The organism is Methylophilus sp. E2MeOHC9, assembly GCF_058744375.1.
The window spans coordinates 864,344-877,492 of the sequence record NZ_CP196024.1 but is presented as its reverse complement, the minus strand read 5'-3'; the positions used below and the strand labels follow the sequence as shown (position 1 = coordinate 877,492).

At 51.0% G+C, this 13,149-nt stretch carries 14 protein-coding genes; 3 read left to right on the top strand and 11 right to left on the bottom strand.

What is annotated here, in order from left to right; translation table 11 throughout:
* The first annotated feature begins 122 nt into the window (after positions 1-122).
* Both ACSSVF_RS04245 and ACSSVF_RS04240 read left to right on the top strand, forming a co-directional pair.
* Positions 123-2,183, top strand: coding sequence for a sensor domain-containing protein (locus ACSSVF_RS04245; protein WP_492405724.1), 2,061 nt, complete (start codon positions 123-125; stop codon positions 2,181-2,183).
* Between the two features lie 129 nt (positions 2,184-2,312).
* Entirely contained in the window at positions 2,313-2,498 is a 186-nt protein-coding gene (locus ACSSVF_RS04240; RefSeq protein WP_492405723.1) for a primase 1D-like protein, read from the top strand.
* A 26-nt stretch (positions 2,499-2,524) separates the two neighbouring features.
* Here ACSSVF_RS04240 and ACSSVF_RS04235 read toward each other — a convergent pair whose 3' ends face one another.
* Both ACSSVF_RS04235 and ACSSVF_RS04230 read right to left on the bottom strand, forming a co-directional pair.
* Complete coding sequence (locus ACSSVF_RS04235; RefSeq protein ID WP_492405722.1) at positions 2,525-2,971, bottom strand: YiiD C-terminal domain-containing protein; 447 nt, start codon at positions 2,969-2,971, stop codon at positions 2,525-2,527.
* 99 nt (positions 2,972-3,070) lie between these two features.
* A complete protein-coding gene (locus ACSSVF_RS04230) occupies positions 3,071-3,256 on the bottom strand; it encodes a hypothetical protein (RefSeq protein ID WP_492405721.1) in 186 nt (61 codons plus the stop codon).
* A 151-nt stretch (positions 3,257-3,407) separates the two neighbouring features.
* On the opposite strand from ACSSVF_RS04230, the gene ACSSVF_RS04225 reads away from it, so the two are divergent.
* The gene (locus ACSSVF_RS04225; RefSeq protein WP_492405720.1) at positions 3,408-4,322 is read left to right on the top strand and encodes a DNA-3-methyladenine glycosylase family protein; all 915 of its coding nucleotides are present in this window, start codon (positions 3,408-3,410) and stop codon (positions 4,320-4,322) included.
* Positions 4,323-4,352: 30 nt separating this feature from the next.
* On the opposite strand, the gene ACSSVF_RS04220 is transcribed toward ACSSVF_RS04225, so the two are convergent.
* The 9 genes from ACSSVF_RS04220 to ACSSVF_RS04180 all read right to left on the bottom strand — a co-directional run bounded on the left by ACSSVF_RS04220 (position 4,353) and on the right by ACSSVF_RS04180 (position 12,951).
* A complete protein-coding gene (locus tag ACSSVF_RS04220; protein ID WP_492405719.1) occupies positions 4,353-4,937 on the bottom strand; it encodes a hypothetical protein in 585 nt (194 codons plus the stop codon).
* An 81-nt stretch (positions 4,938-5,018) separates the two neighbouring features.
* Positions 5,019-5,390 (bottom strand): hypothetical protein, encoded by a 372-nt coding sequence (locus ACSSVF_RS04215; protein ID WP_492405718.1) that lies wholly within the window; start codon positions 5,388-5,390, stop codon positions 5,019-5,021.
* Between the two features lie 147 nt (positions 5,391-5,537).
* Positions 5,538-5,861 carry a thioredoxin family protein gene (locus ACSSVF_RS04210; RefSeq protein WP_492405717.1) on the bottom strand — a complete coding sequence of 108 codons (324 nt, stop codon included), beginning with the start codon at positions 5,859-5,861 and terminating at the stop codon, positions 5,538-5,540.
* A 30-nt stretch (positions 5,862-5,891) separates the two neighbouring features.
* Positions 5,892-6,518, bottom strand: coding sequence for a hypothetical protein (locus tag ACSSVF_RS04205; RefSeq protein ID WP_492405716.1), 627 nt, complete (start codon positions 6,516-6,518; stop codon positions 5,892-5,894).
* The gene (locus ACSSVF_RS04200) at positions 6,515-6,871 is read right to left on the bottom strand and encodes a response regulator (protein WP_492405715.1); all 357 of its coding nucleotides are present in this window, start codon (positions 6,869-6,871) and stop codon (positions 6,515-6,517) included. Before ACSSVF_RS04200 ends, ACSSVF_RS04205 begins: the two co-directional genes overlap by 4 nt.
* A complete protein-coding gene (locus tag ACSSVF_RS04195; RefSeq protein ID WP_492405714.1) occupies positions 6,868-8,067 on the bottom strand; it encodes a hybrid sensor histidine kinase/response regulator in 1,200 nt (399 codons plus the stop codon). Before ACSSVF_RS04195 ends, ACSSVF_RS04200 begins: the two co-directional genes overlap by 4 nt.
* The gene (locus ACSSVF_RS04190; RefSeq protein ID WP_492405713.1) at positions 8,054-8,662 is read right to left on the bottom strand and encodes a chemotaxis protein CheB; all 609 of its coding nucleotides are present in this window, start codon (positions 8,660-8,662) and stop codon (positions 8,054-8,056) included. The genes ACSSVF_RS04195 and ACSSVF_RS04190 overlap by 14 nt, the downstream gene beginning before the upstream one ends.
* 3 nt (positions 8,663-8,665) lie before the next feature.
* Positions 8,666-9,484, bottom strand: a complete 819-nt coding sequence (locus tag ACSSVF_RS04185) for a CheR family methyltransferase (protein WP_492405712.1) — start codon at positions 9,482-9,484, stop codon at positions 8,666-8,668.
* A gap of 2 nt (positions 9,485-9,486) precedes the next feature.
* Positions 9,487-12,951, bottom strand: a complete 3,465-nt coding sequence (locus tag ACSSVF_RS04180) for a response regulator (RefSeq protein ID WP_492405711.1) — start codon at positions 12,949-12,951, stop codon at positions 9,487-9,489.
* Positions 12,952-13,149 lie beyond the last annotated feature (198 nt).

The following is a 13,149-nucleotide window of genomic DNA, read 5'->3' as shown; positions in this document are numbered from 1 at the left end:
TAAATAAGCAACATATTGATATTTAAGAAAAATCAAATATCACCGAAAACAATTTATTAGCAATCAACTTAATTTATTGTGGGAAGATAGTAATAGATCAATATTAAATATTCGTTCATTTTATGGAAAATATTAAAAAACAAAATATTGAAAGCAACCAATACATCCAGACACTGATTGATAATTTTCCATTCATGGTCTGGCTGAAGGATGTGAACAGCCGCATCCTGGTGGCGAATACTGCCTACGCCAACATGGTGGGCGTAGATTCAAGTGCCGAGTTGATAGGCAAAACTGATTTTGATTTTTTCCCGCCTGACCTGGCACAGGAATATGTAGATGGCGATAAAAAAGCCATGCTCAGCACCTCGCCGAGCCCAGTCACCGTGCCCATCAAAAACGCAGAAGGCGAGTATTACTGGATAGAGTCTTATAAATCTGCCGTGGTGGTAGACGGCAAAGTGGTCGGCTCGCTAGGTTACGCCAGGGATGTCACTGAAGATATCCAGAAAGAAAACGAATACAAATCCATTGTCGAAAACTCGTCCAACTGTATCGCCAAATACAACCAGGCCTGCGAGCGTATCTTTCTTAACAACGCCAATTCATTATTTTATGAAGTCGATTCCCTCCGCCTGATCGGCAAAACACCGTCGCAATATCCGGGTGGCGCATCTGCCGAAGCACTTGAGCAGAGCATACGAGAGGTGTTTGAAAGTGGCGAGAATCAACATGTCGCATTCAGGCTGACCACCAAGAATGGCAAGCACAAAATCATGGACACCGTGTTAACGCCCGAATTTAATGCCATCCACGAAGTCATCGCCGTGATCGCCATCGGGCAAGACATGACGCAGTCGTATGAAAACCTGGACCGCATCAATAACCTGGCTTACTTTGATTCCATCACCAAACTGCCCAACCGTATCTCCTTGCTTGAAGTACTGGATCACTGCATCAAACAATCGCAACAGTCAGAATCTTCATTCGCGTTTTTGATGCTAGACCTGGATGGCTTTAAAGCCGTCAATGATTTACTCGGACACTCGGAAGGTGACTTGCTGCTCTACGAAATGGCGAGACGCATAGAACGATCAGTGCGCCCTACTGATACCGTGGCCCGCCTGGGCGGCGACGAATTTGCCATCGTGCTGTCAGAAGTCAAAGACCCGAAAAATGCAGGCATCGTCGCGAAAAAAATCCTTGAGACTATCAAGCAACCCATCCTCATCCGCGGCACCGAACTGTTTATTTCTGCCAGCATAGGCATCGTCATCTGCCCTGATCATAGCAATGATGTCAGCGATATCGTGAAATATTCCGATATCGCCATGTACAAGGCCAAAAAGCACGGCAGAAACAACTACCAGTTTTATTCGTCTGACCTGTCACAAACCACGATTGAACGCATAGATATCGAGCGCTCATTACGCACAGCCCTGCAAAACGATGAATTCCTGTTGCACTACCAGCCGCAGGTGAATCTGGAGACCAACAAAATTGTCGGCGTAGAAGCCCTGCTCAGATGGCACCGCAACCACAACGAAATGATCCCGCCCAACCGGTTTATCGGCATCGCCGAAGATTCAGGCTTTATCGTCGAGATCGGTGAATGGATCATGCAGAGGGCATTTAAAGATGCAGTCCGCTGGAACACCGGCCGCGCAGAACCCATCAGCGTCGCCATCAACTTATCCAGCCGCCAGTTTATCCATAACAACCTGCTCAACTCCATCAAGCACCTGTTAAAGAAAACCCACTGTAACCCGGCATGGATCACCCTGGAAATCACCGAAAGCCTGCTGCTGAGCGACAGCCTGCACATCAGAAAAACCCTGAAAAGCCTGGATAGCCTGGGCTTCAGAATCTCCCTCGATGACTTCGGCACCGGCTATTCAGCACTTAGTTATCTAAATAAATTCCCAGTCAGCGAAATCAAGATTGATCAGTCATTCGTGCAAGGCATCGCCGATAACAATGACCACCGGCTGATCGTGCAGGCGATTATTTCAATGGCGAAAAGCTTGGGGAAAGAGCTGGTAGCAGAAGGGGTGGAAACGGCTGAACAGGCTAAGTATTTACTAGGTTGTGATTGCAAAGTGGTGCAAGGTTTTTACTTTAGTAAGCCTAAGCCATTTGATGAGATTGATATGCAGACTTCATGGGGCGTTGCATCAACATAAAACTTCAAAAGCCCTTAAACCATACCTAGTAAATCAAATTTATTTTTCCTGATCATCTGGTTTAATTATGATCGAGTGATCAGCAGTAGGCTTAATTACGGGTATGGTACACATCTTATTGATCCTGATATGTGGATTAAATTAATGGGAAGGCTATTACTCGTAAATCAGCCCCAACAACATTCAATTGTTGATCCTAGATGGATTGGTCACAGAATAATTGCTGGTTATTCAGCTCTTAGATGGACTAAAAATACAGATGACTATATTCAGGTTCCTAAACTGGTGAAGAACGTGCATTTGATCAAATCATAGCCTTTCATTTTATAGCGACCGAATTGCTATCTATACAACACAAACACCCCCTGAAATTTTGAAGTCGCTTTCGATTCACTAATTATCTGTGCAATCACTACAATTCTCGCCCTGCCCTTTTCCTGATAAGTCCTTTCGAAACCCTCCCAATCATCCGCTAATTGAAAACTCGCCACACATTCAAAATCGGTTTTCACTGGCAATAAATAATCAATTTCCTGGCGCTTGATCACCAAGTTGCCTTTTAAGCCTGCTTGCTCAATTTTCGACTGTACTAACGACCAGGCCGTGGTAATCGAAATGGCTGCAATGCTGCCACCAAATACGATATCGAGATGGTTTTTGTTTAAAGCGTAGGAACCGCGGACTGTGATCTGGTTTTCATCTATCCTGAATATCTGTATGCCCAGGTTTTTGGTTTGCGGGATGAGTTTGAACAGGGTGTTTTGGAAGTTTTGTTCTAGCTGGCTCATGCGTTTTGCCTTTAAAGAAAATAATCACGCGTTACCTTAACAAAAAAAGCCCCCTAAGGAGCTTTTTAAATTTGCCTGAGTGTGGAAGCAGCTCAGCGATTAAATGTCATTCTCACTACTCAACTCGCCGGGTGATACCTGGCCTTCTTCAATTTCTTCTGCTATTTCAGCCGAGTGGGAGTTAGGTTTGTCTTTTGATTTAGGGTGTGTGGGTGGTAACAGTGACGTTTCGTCATACACGGGGGTTGCGGGTGGGTTTTCTTTGCTTTTTGATACATCAGACATGCTTATCTCCATGAATATCGAAACGGTAGGCTTGCTGATTAGTCAGACAAAGTATCAGCGTATGTGTTTCAATGAAATTGCATTCTATTAAACCAACTCACGTTTATGTGGGCCGCTAACACCTGTACTGCTGTTTGAAAGCGAATTTCCTGTGCACACTATACAACGTATTCAATTACCTGATGGATTCCGCGCGCAGGATTTCCTGACGTTTCATGGACGGGATAAGCTGGCGGTGTCGGAAAAAATCACGGGCAATGTGCTGGAAAAGGCGATTGTGTTGCAAGATCGTCCTGCCCTGTTGACGCTGACTTTTGGTGAACGTGAGGTTGAATACAGCCTGGCGATAGATGATGCCGTGCTTGAGGTAAATGCGGATGCGGTGATTCACATAGTGCAGCACATGCTGGGCTTTACGCAGCCTATATCAGGGTTTGAGCAGGCCTATACCGACCACCCATTGCTGGGAGTGATGATAGCGCAGCAGGCGGGTTTGCGGGTGCCGGTGAGTGTGAGCCCGTTTGAGGCGCTGACGTGGGCGATCATAGGGCAACAGGTGAGCTTACATGCGGCGATTTCGTTGCGGCGCAAGTTTATCCAGCTGGCTAATGCGCAACATTCATCCGGTTTTTATTGCTACCCCTCACCAGCGCAGGTGTTTCAGTTATCAGCTGAGTCATTGCGGCAGGCGGGCCTTTCGCAGAATAAGGCCAATACTTTGTTGAGGGTAAGTGAACTGGTATTGGCGGGCGAGTTGCCTATGGATGACTGGCTGCGAAATCAGGTATCTTCCGAAGTGATTGCCACGGCGCTCGCCGCGATTAAAGGCATAGGGCCGTGGACTATCAGTTACACCCTACTACGCGGTTATGGCTGGCTGGATGGCTCTTTGCATGGCGATGCAGCGGTACGGCGGTCGATTAGGGGATTGATGGCGGTGGAGCAGATCAGCGAGAAAGAGGCAGAGCAATGGCTGAAAGCATTCAGCCCCTGGCGCGCTTTGCTGGCGGCGCATTTGTGGGCCTGGCAATCTAATAGCCTGAATAATCTCCAGGTTGTAGATTAAGCAACTCATACCCAATTAAGGATTAAGGCATTAAGCCGGGCAAGGCATACCTGCATCTACCCATTGTTTGACTGCGGTGACGGTCTGCGCCTTGGTGAGTGGCGGTAATGTGCGGTTACCACCTGGGTTCCAGCCCCAGGCGACCAGTTTGTCATCGGCAAAGTGAGTGATCAGTTTTTGACCATCGCGGCCGCCATTACGCGCCGGGTCTTTGAGCACCATGCACAGGTCTTTGGGGGAGAGGCCGATAAACACCATTTTGTTGCCGGGTGGCGGCAATTGCCAGTGTGGTGCGCCAGGTGGCGCATGCATGCCCATCACGGTGGGTGAGTTTTTCTCCTGGTGGCAGGAGCTGCATTCCATGGCCGGCATGCCTTTGCCATCTATGCCGCGCTGCACCAGCATGGCGTGTGGCTTGCCCTGATCATATTGCAAGGGCTGGTCACCGGGGATATGACAGTTCTGGCAGCGCGGATGTTGCAGTACGGAGCGTATGGGTTCAAACAGTTGGGCTGGCTCGGCAGCGATGACGACTGCGGTATACAGGCCGCTGTAAACCAGCAGGCATTTTTTCAGGAAGCCGGACCATACATTTACCTTGTTTGGACGGTTCATATCGCCTTCTCCTTGCCAGTTTAAAATCAGGGGTGTACTAATGCAAAGGCCTGACAGCGATGTCAGGCCTTTTTTAAAGCATCAAGCAAATGAAAGCTCGTGCCAGATGGATTTATCGTTGGCGGCGACAGGTTCGTCAAAGCCGTTCTGGTATGACTTGATCTTTTCGTTTTCGATGGCGCAAGTGAGTTCAAAACGGCTGATGACCGGCAGGGTCTGGAACGGGCCGGAAGGGTCGAACGAGCGATAGTTGAGGCACAGGTAAATGCCAGGCTCAATCAACAGGTCAAACCGTTGCCCGTAGGCAGAGCTGGTGGAGACATCTGTCTGCTTGAAACCGTAGGCTAAGGCATCGCGTCTGACATTAAACCAATCTTGCTCATTGCATGCCTGGTTGATTGAGAAACTCAGTACTTCAAAAATCTGTTCTGCAAATTGGTTAGGGGTACGCATGTCGTTCAGCCTGTGATTAATGATCGTTTTGCAATCAAGCAAGAATGGCGTCAGTGTAGGGTGAAACAGGTAGGTGGCATACTGGCGGTAATCTGATTTTCTTGTCAGATTAATCTGGCAAAAAGCTGAAGGAACCCGCCCGGATATTCAGGGTGCTGTGATGCGTTGCAGCGAATCGTTTAATTCATGCGTTTGGATCTGCCGGACTAATCGGTGGAGTTCGACGCCATCTTTCAAAAAGACCAGCGTTGGCCATAATTTGACATGGAACGACCTGCCCAACCGGCGACCTTTGCCATCTTCGATTTTGATATGGCGGACTTGCGGGAACATCTGCATGGCAGACGTAATGGCCGGTTGTGCTGCCTGGCAATGGCCGCACCAAGTGGCGCCAAACTCCAGCAGAGTGGCGCCTGCCAGGCCATCTACTTCTGCGCGGGTCGGTTCTGTTGTGGGTGAAAGGGCTGTCATTGAAGGCGTCGCACGCACGCGTGGCTATGCTCAGGCGACAGCCTGGAAATTGAACTGTATGCCGGAATCCATCTCTTCGATCTGGCACTTGGGCGAAATATCGGTGATCCAATCCCAGTTGCTTAACATTCCAGGATTGCTGGAACCTGCGCCGGTACAGGCTTTGTTCCATTGGAACTGGATTGCGTTATCGCTAGCCCTGATCTCCAGCGTTTTTTCCAGCGCCTGCTTGTCTGCCAGCAGGATAATGCCGGCACAGATCAGTACCCTGGCTTCGAGCGCCGGCAGTTGCTGCCTGGAAGTGACATGATTGGTGATGATGAGGTGGTTGGTATAGCACTCCATCTTGAGCAAGTCTACACACTCGTTCAGCAGCTCATCGGCAGGGAGCTGCACGGGTGCATCGAGTGCCACCCAGGTAAACAGGTTTTGCGTGGCGGCAGTGACCAAGCGCGCATTGAGTTTGATCTCATCGACCTGGGTTTGTACGTAGGCGTTATCGGCACTGCCCAGCGCCAATTTCCTGCTGAGTACCTGGGACAGCAAAGTCACCGGCTGCAATTTGCCCAGCATCTTGTGGCGCAGGCCTGGCATCACGCGGTTAAGCACTTCTGTGCGTAATTTTTCAAAAGCTTCCGAGTGGGCAGGGATAGTCATTGATTCACCCCGGAAAACTGCTCGATCGCCTGTAGAAACGAGTCCATCTCCAGCGGTTTCTGTATCCAGGTGGCGGTAAACGGCAAGGCTTCAAAATGTTGCTCGCCATAGCCGGAACAGATCATGATGGCGAGGTTGGCATAGGTTTCTTTAGCCACACGCGCCAGCTCAATGCCGGACATGCCAGGCAGGCTGACATCGGTGATCAGCAGGTCGATATCCGGCTGTTGGCGCATACACGCCAGGGCCTGCTGCGCTTCGCTGGCGGTGACAATGTCGTGCCCCTGCATTTGCAGCAGTTCGCCGAGGATCTCCCGCGTATCGATATCATCTTCTACGACCAGGATTTTCATGCAGCGGTACTCTTGAGGGGTAAGCGCAATATGAAAGTACTGCCAATATCCTTCTGGCTGATGACGCTGATTTCACCTGCATGCGCTTCGGCCAGTTTTTTCGAGATATACAGGCCCAGGCCTAAGCCGGCTTTTACTTCGTTGTCACCGCTGCGTTCAAACGCTTCGAAGATCTTTTTCTGCTCATGTTCGGCGATACCGACACCCTGGTCTGCGACCTTGATCACGGCATGCTCGCCTTCCATAGCTAACGAGACATGCACAGGCTTACCTTTGCCATAACGTATGGCGTTGGTCAGCAGGTTGATGATGATCTGCTCTATGCGGAAAGCATCCCAGTGGCCTTCGACTTCGCTGGCGATCTCCAGCACAAACTCCGTCTCCGACTCTTTGGCTAACGGCGCCAGGTCTTCAGCGAGTTGCCTGACTAAGGTGGATAGATTGGCGTCTTGCGGCTGGATGGAGAGTTTGCCGTTTTTGATGCGGGAAACGTCCAGCATATCTTCAATCAGGCGCATGATGCTTTTCAGCTGGCGCTCGCCGCGGCCCAGCATCTTCTGCAAATTCTCAGGCGTAAAGATGGACAGGTTGTTTTTGGCGAGCTGCGATAACCTGACCTGCACTTCCAGGAACAGCGTATTCAACGGCGTCCTCATCTCGTGCGCCACCAGTGACATAAATTCCTCACGCATATTTAGTGAATGTTGCAACTCTGCCTGCGTCGCCTGCAGTTGCTTGAGCAGGCATTCCTGTTCTTTGCGGCTTTCTTCCAGCGCTTTGACCTGGTTTTCAAACGCGGTGCGATGGCGGAACAGCTCGACAAACACATTGGCCTTACTTTTGACCGCATTGATATCCAATGGTTTATACAAGACATCGACAGCGCCGGCGCCATAGCCTTTGAAAGCGTAATTGAGTTCCATGCCCGCTGCGGTGACGAACACGATAGGCACATGCTTGGTTTTTTCGGTGCCGCGCATCAGTTCTGCCAGCTGGAAGCCATCCATCTCCGGCATTTCGACATCGACCATCGCCAGCGCAAAGTCGTGCTCCAGTAACAATTCCAGGGCGTCCAGGCCAGAGCGGGCCTGCATGATCACCCTATCCGGTGCGCGCAGGATGGCATCCAGCGCACGCAGGTTTTCGCTCAAGTCATCGACGATCAATACCTTGATCTTTTCGTTACTGTACGGCATGCATATCCCCAAGTCGCAGCAACATGTTCTTAATCTCGGTCAATCCCTGAATCAGGTCCGGCGTTTGTAATTTAATGGCTTCCTTCGGCATAGTACCCGATTTTGCTTCCAGCGGCGCTTGCACGATAGTGACGCCGCCGTGCTGTTTAATACTTTTCATACCCATGGCCCCATCCAGGTTCGCCCCGGTTAACAAGATACCCAGTAAGCCGCTGCCGTAAGCCTGGGCCGCGGTTTGCATCATCAAGTCTATCGATGGCCGCGAGTAATTGACCGGCATCTCGCAACTCAGGGAAAACGTCGCGTCCTCTTCCACCAGCAAGTGGTAGCCGGCCGGGGCAAAATACAACCTGCCCTTATGGATAGCCGCCTTGTCTTCGGCATCCTCCACCTTGATGCGCGTCCATTGCTGGAACACTTCCGCCAGGTGGCTGTCATGGTTATCCGGCATATGGATAACCGAGATGATAGGCAACGGATAGTCAGGCGGTAACGGGCAGAAGATGTGCATCATGGCTTCTATGCCGCCCGCAGAGGCGCCCACCACAATGGCTTGGATCGCCTGTAACCGTTCATCTGCCAGTGGCTCGCTCATTATTTATAGCTTCCTGAACAATTTATCCCGTTTCACCACTGCTTCAAACAGGTGCGAACAGGTCGAAAAATCCAGGCTTTCCTTATGGCCCAGCCCAAGGAAACCACGCCTGCACAAGGATTCGTGGAACAAACCATACGCGCGGCTCTGTAATGCCTTGTTGAAATAGATCACCACATTGCGGCAGGAGACAAAATGCGTTTCAGAAAACACAGAATCTGTCGCCAGGCTATGGTCAGAGAAGGTGATTTTTTCGGCCAGGGCTTTATCAAACAAAGCGCCGCCATAGGCACCGGTGTAATAGTGCTCCAGGGAACGTTTGCCACCCGCAGCCTGGTAGTTCTCGGCGTATAGCGCCATGCGCTCCAGCGGGAACACGCCTTTTTTGGCTTTCTCCAGCGAGACCGGGTTGATGTCGGTCGCGTAAATAATACTGCGTTCCAGCAGGCCTTCTTCCTGCAACAGGATAGCCAGCGAATAGGCTTCTTCACCAGTGCTACAGCCTGCCACCCAGATTTTCAGCGAAGGATAGGTTTTGAGCACCGGCACCACCTGCTCACGGATGGACAGGAAATACGATGGGTCGCGGAACATCTCGCTCACCGGGATGGTGAGGTATTGCAGCAACTGCATGAATACAGCCGGGTCGTGCAGCACTTGCGACTGCAACTCTGAAATAGACTGGCATTTGAGCGCGGTGATGCCCTGCTCTATCCTGCGTTTCTGCGAGGCCTTGGAGTAATCCCTGAAATCATAGTTGTACTTGAGATAGATAGCCTCTATCAGCAACTTGATCTCAATCTCTGCGTCTTGCAACTGCATGCTTACAAGCGCTCCAGGTTAGGCATCCATATGCGTAGCAGCGATTGCAGGCGGTCGATATCCACCGGTTTGGCCAGGTAATCACTGGCGCCTGCGTTCATACACAGTTCCTGGTCGTCTTTCATGGCTTTGGCGGTCAGCGCGATGATAGGCAAACGGCTGAATTTCGCATCTTTCCTGATCTCGCGCATGGCTTCGTAGCCATCCATCTCCGGCATCATGATATCCATCAGTACCAGGTCGATGTCATCCAGCGCCTGTAGTTTCTCGATCGCTTCACGTCCATTGCGGGCGATATCCACATTGAGGCCTTTATGCTCGAGCACCTTGGTCAGGGCGAAGATGTTGCGCACATCGTCATCCACCAGCAGGATCTTGCGGCCTTCAAACACGCGGTCACGGCTGCGTATGGTTTTCAGCATGGATTGATGCTCGGCCGACAGTTGCGACTCGACTTTATGCAGGAACAAGGTCACTTCGTCCAGCAGGCGTTCCGGCGACCTGGCGCCTTTGATGATGATGGAGTTGGAATATTTGCGTAACTCCATTTCCTCTTCGCGGGTCAGGTTGCGGCCGGTATAAACGATGACAGGCGGGAAAGAAAGGATATACTCGGTCGACATGCGCTGTAGCAGCTGGTTGCCTTTCATATCCGGCAGTTTCAGGTCTATGATCATGCAGTCGAACACCTGCTTGTGCAGTTGCTGCAAAGCCTCTTCACCGAGTTCGACCGCGACAATCTCGATATCTTCGTCAGACAATAACTGGATCACGCTCTGACGCTGCCTGGCATCATCCTCCACCACCAGCACACGTTTGATCTGTTGGGTATATTTCTCTTCCAGCTTGAGGAAGACTTCTTTTAGCTCATCGCGCGTTTTCGGTTTGACTGCAAAACCGATCGCGCCCAGTTGCAAGGCGGCATCCTGCTGTTCAGTAGCAGACAAAGCATGCACCGGGATATGCCGGGTTTCGGGGTCTTCTTTCAGTTGCTGCAACACGGTTAACCCGGAGGCATCTGGCAGACGGATATCCAGCAGGATCGCCTGCGGCTTGAAGGCTTTTGCCAGCCGCAAGCCTTCAGCGGCACTGTGCGCTACCAGGCAGCTGTATTGCATCTCGTGCGAAATGTCATACAGTATCCTGGCGAAATCGGTCTCGTCTTCGATGATGAGCACCAGCCGGTTGGCATGCTGGATATCATCCCTGTCATCCGGAAACGCCGGCATAGCCAACGGCGCAGGTTCAACAGGTTTAGTCGGCACGGCACGCGGGATCAACGGCGCTTTTATCTCAGCGGCGACGCCCTGAGTCGCCATCGCTGCAGTGACTTCCAGCGGACAGGTCAGCGTAAATGTACTGCCAGTGCCAGGCGTGCTTTCCACTGTCAGCTCACCGCCCAGTAAGCGCGCGAGATCGCGTGAAATCGACAAGCCAAGCCCGGTACCACCATACTTGCGGCTAATAGAGCCATCGGCCTGGTGGAAGGCTTCAAAGATATTTTCCTGCTGGTCCTTGGCGATGCCTATGCCGCTGTCCTGCACTTTGAACGACACCTGGCCACTGGCAGATGCGGCTATCGCAAACGATACTTTGCCTGCCTGTGTGAATTTAAACGCATTGGAAAGCAGGTTCTTCAATATCTGCTCCAGCCTGAATTTATCGGTGGTGATATTGGCGGGTGCCTGCTTGCTGACGGAGATCTGGAACTGCAATTCCTTCTGTTTGGCTTGCGCGTCAAAGCTCATTTTCATGGCGTCAGCGATGCTCTGCACACTGACCGGCAGCAAGTTCAGCTCCAGTTTGCCTGCCTCGACCTTGGAAATATCCAGGATATCGTTGATCAGGTTAAGCAGGTCATTGCCAGATGCGTAAATCGTTTCTGCAAACGAAACCTGTTCTTCGTCGAGGTTACCCTGCGTGTTATCCGCGAGCAGTTTGGAAAGGATCAATGCGCTATTGAGTGGTGTGCGTAGCTCATGCGACATATTGGCCAGGAACTCGGATTTATACTGGCTGGATTTCTGCAACTCTTCGGCTTTTTTCTCCAGAGCCTGCTGCGCAAGGATCAGCGAATCATTGCGCTGGTCAATCAGTGTCGCCTGATTAGCTAATTGCTCATTGGTTTGCTCCAGTTCGGCTTTCTGGTTTTCCAGCATGGAATGCGATTCTTCAAGAATCGTAGATTGTTCTTCCAGCTCTTCATTGGCGGTTTTAAGCTCTTCCTGCTGCACCTGTAACTCTTCGTTGAGCTGCTGTACTTCGGCATAGGCACTTTGCAGTTTTTGTTTGGCGAGAGTAGCTTCAATCGCTGAGCCCAGGTTGCTGGCAATAAATTCCAGCAATGCCATGTCTTTGGCCGGGATGGCTTCGATAAACCCCAGTTCCATCACCGAATTCACATGCCCTTCGCTTTTGAGCGGGATGATGGCGATACCGTTTGCCGCTGCCGAACCCAGGGCAGAATTGATACTGAGGTAGGTTTCCGGCAGATTGGCCAGCTGGATAATATTGCCAGTCAGCGCCGCCTGACCGGCCAGGCCTTCATGTTTGAGCAAGTGCTGCTGCAGGTGATCTGCATTATCTTTATAGCCATAGCTGGCGAACAGGCTGAGCGTGCCATCTTCTTTATATTCGTAAATGGCACCGACCTGCATATTCACATATCTGGACAAGATCGCCAGCGCCGAACTGCCTAGCTCCGGCAAGGCTAGCTGGCCCAGGCCGCTTTGCACTATCTCCGCCTGTCCTTCGCGCATGCGGGCTTGTTCCTGCAGGTACTGCCCATGCTCATCCTGCTGTTTCAGGATGGCGTTGTAATTATTGGAAAGCCCCATCAGGTCCCGGCGCCCCAGCAGTGCCAAAATCGCACTCACCAGCAGGCTGATGACCAGGAAGGCGATCACACTGGTGGTGGTCGTACTGATGGCTTTGTCGTTTCTATCCTTGAGCAGGCGCTGCTCGGTTTCCAGCGCCAGGCCTAACTCTTTTCTTAACTCATCGAACTGCGTCTTGCCGCGTTGCGACCTGACGATGGATAGATAATCCTGATTTGTCTGGCGCATCTCTATCATGGATTGCGCATACTCATCCCACTGCGTGATCTGGCTCTTGATTTTGCGCAGGCGATTGGCCTGGTAGTCATTGTCACCCACCAGGGCTATCAGGCTATCCAGTTCAGAGTGCACCAGGGGCCGCGCGACCTGGTAAGGCGTCAGAAAACTTTCATCGCCAGTCAACAGGTAGCCGCGCATGCCAGACTCCATGTCGGTGGAGAGTTTGGCTGATTCATTGAGCTTGCCTATGACTTTCTGCGTGTGTTCCACCCAGTTCAGCGCCGCCAGCAAGTTGTAGATAAGTACGACAAAAATTAGCGCGCTCAGCACACCGAGCGCTAAAGGTAAGGTGACATTGCGCGTGAGGATTCTGCGAAAACCGATTTGATCAACTTGCTGCTGGCCTGTCATTGCTATCCCTGAAAATATCTCTGCTTAACCTGATAAAGATACCGTAGATAGCATGGGATGGCTAGCCTATGCCCATATTTGGCGGGTAAAGATTAGTTTAGTGCTTATTAGCGATGGATAATGGTAAGTTTCTCCTACAAGACAGGATTTTTTCTGGTGGACAGGCGATCAGTCATTTCCAGTTTTTTTATTGCATAT

Bases quoted from the DNA above. Each gene is read 5' to 3' on its own strand.
- ACSSVF_RS04215 (WP_492405718.1), bottom strand. From the start codon at position 5,390: ATGCGTACCCCTAACCAATTTGCAGAACAGATTTTTGAAGTACTGAGT.
- ACSSVF_RS04230 (WP_492405721.1), bottom strand. From the start codon at position 3,256: ATGTCTGATGTATCAAAAAGCAAAGAAAACCCACCCGCAACCCCCGTG.
- ACSSVF_RS04200 (WP_492405715.1), bottom strand. From the start codon at position 6,871: ATGAAAATCCTGGTCGTAGAAGATGATATCGATACGCGGGAGATCCTC.
- ACSSVF_RS04180 (WP_492405711.1), bottom strand. From the start codon at position 12,951: ATGACAGGCCAGCAGCAAGTTGATCAAATCGGTTTTCGCAGAATCCTC.
- ACSSVF_RS04205 (WP_492405716.1), bottom strand. From the start codon at position 6,518: ATGACTATCCCTGCCCACTCGGAAGCTTTTGAAAAATTACGCACAGAA.
- ACSSVF_RS04220 (WP_492405719.1), bottom strand. From the start codon at position 4,937: ATGAACCGTCCAAACAAGGTAAATGTATGGTCCGGCTTCCTGAAAAAA.
- ACSSVF_RS04195 (WP_492405714.1), bottom strand. From the start codon at position 8,067: ATGCCGTACAGTAACGAAAAGATCAAGGTATTGATCGTCGATGACTTG.
- ACSSVF_RS04245 (WP_492405724.1), top strand. From the start codon at position 123: ATGGAAAATATTAAAAAACAAAATATTGAAAGCAACCAATACATCCAG.
- ACSSVF_RS04240 (WP_492405723.1), top strand. From the start codon at position 2,313: ATGTGGATTAAATTAATGGGAAGGCTATTACTCGTAAATCAGCCCCAA.
- ACSSVF_RS04235 (WP_492405722.1), bottom strand. From the start codon at position 2,971: ATGAGCCAGCTAGAACAAAACTTCCAAAACACCCTGTTCAAACTCATC.
- ACSSVF_RS04185 (WP_492405712.1), bottom strand. From the start codon at position 9,484: ATGCAGTTGCAAGACGCAGAGATTGAGATCAAGTTGCTGATAGAGGCT.
- ACSSVF_RS04190 (WP_492405713.1), bottom strand. From the start codon at position 8,662: ATGAGCGAGCCACTGGCAGATGAACGGTTACAGGCGATCCAAGCCATT.
- ACSSVF_RS04210 (WP_492405717.1), bottom strand. From the start codon at position 5,861: ATGACAGCCCTTTCACCCACAACAGAACCGACCCGCGCAGAAGTAGAT.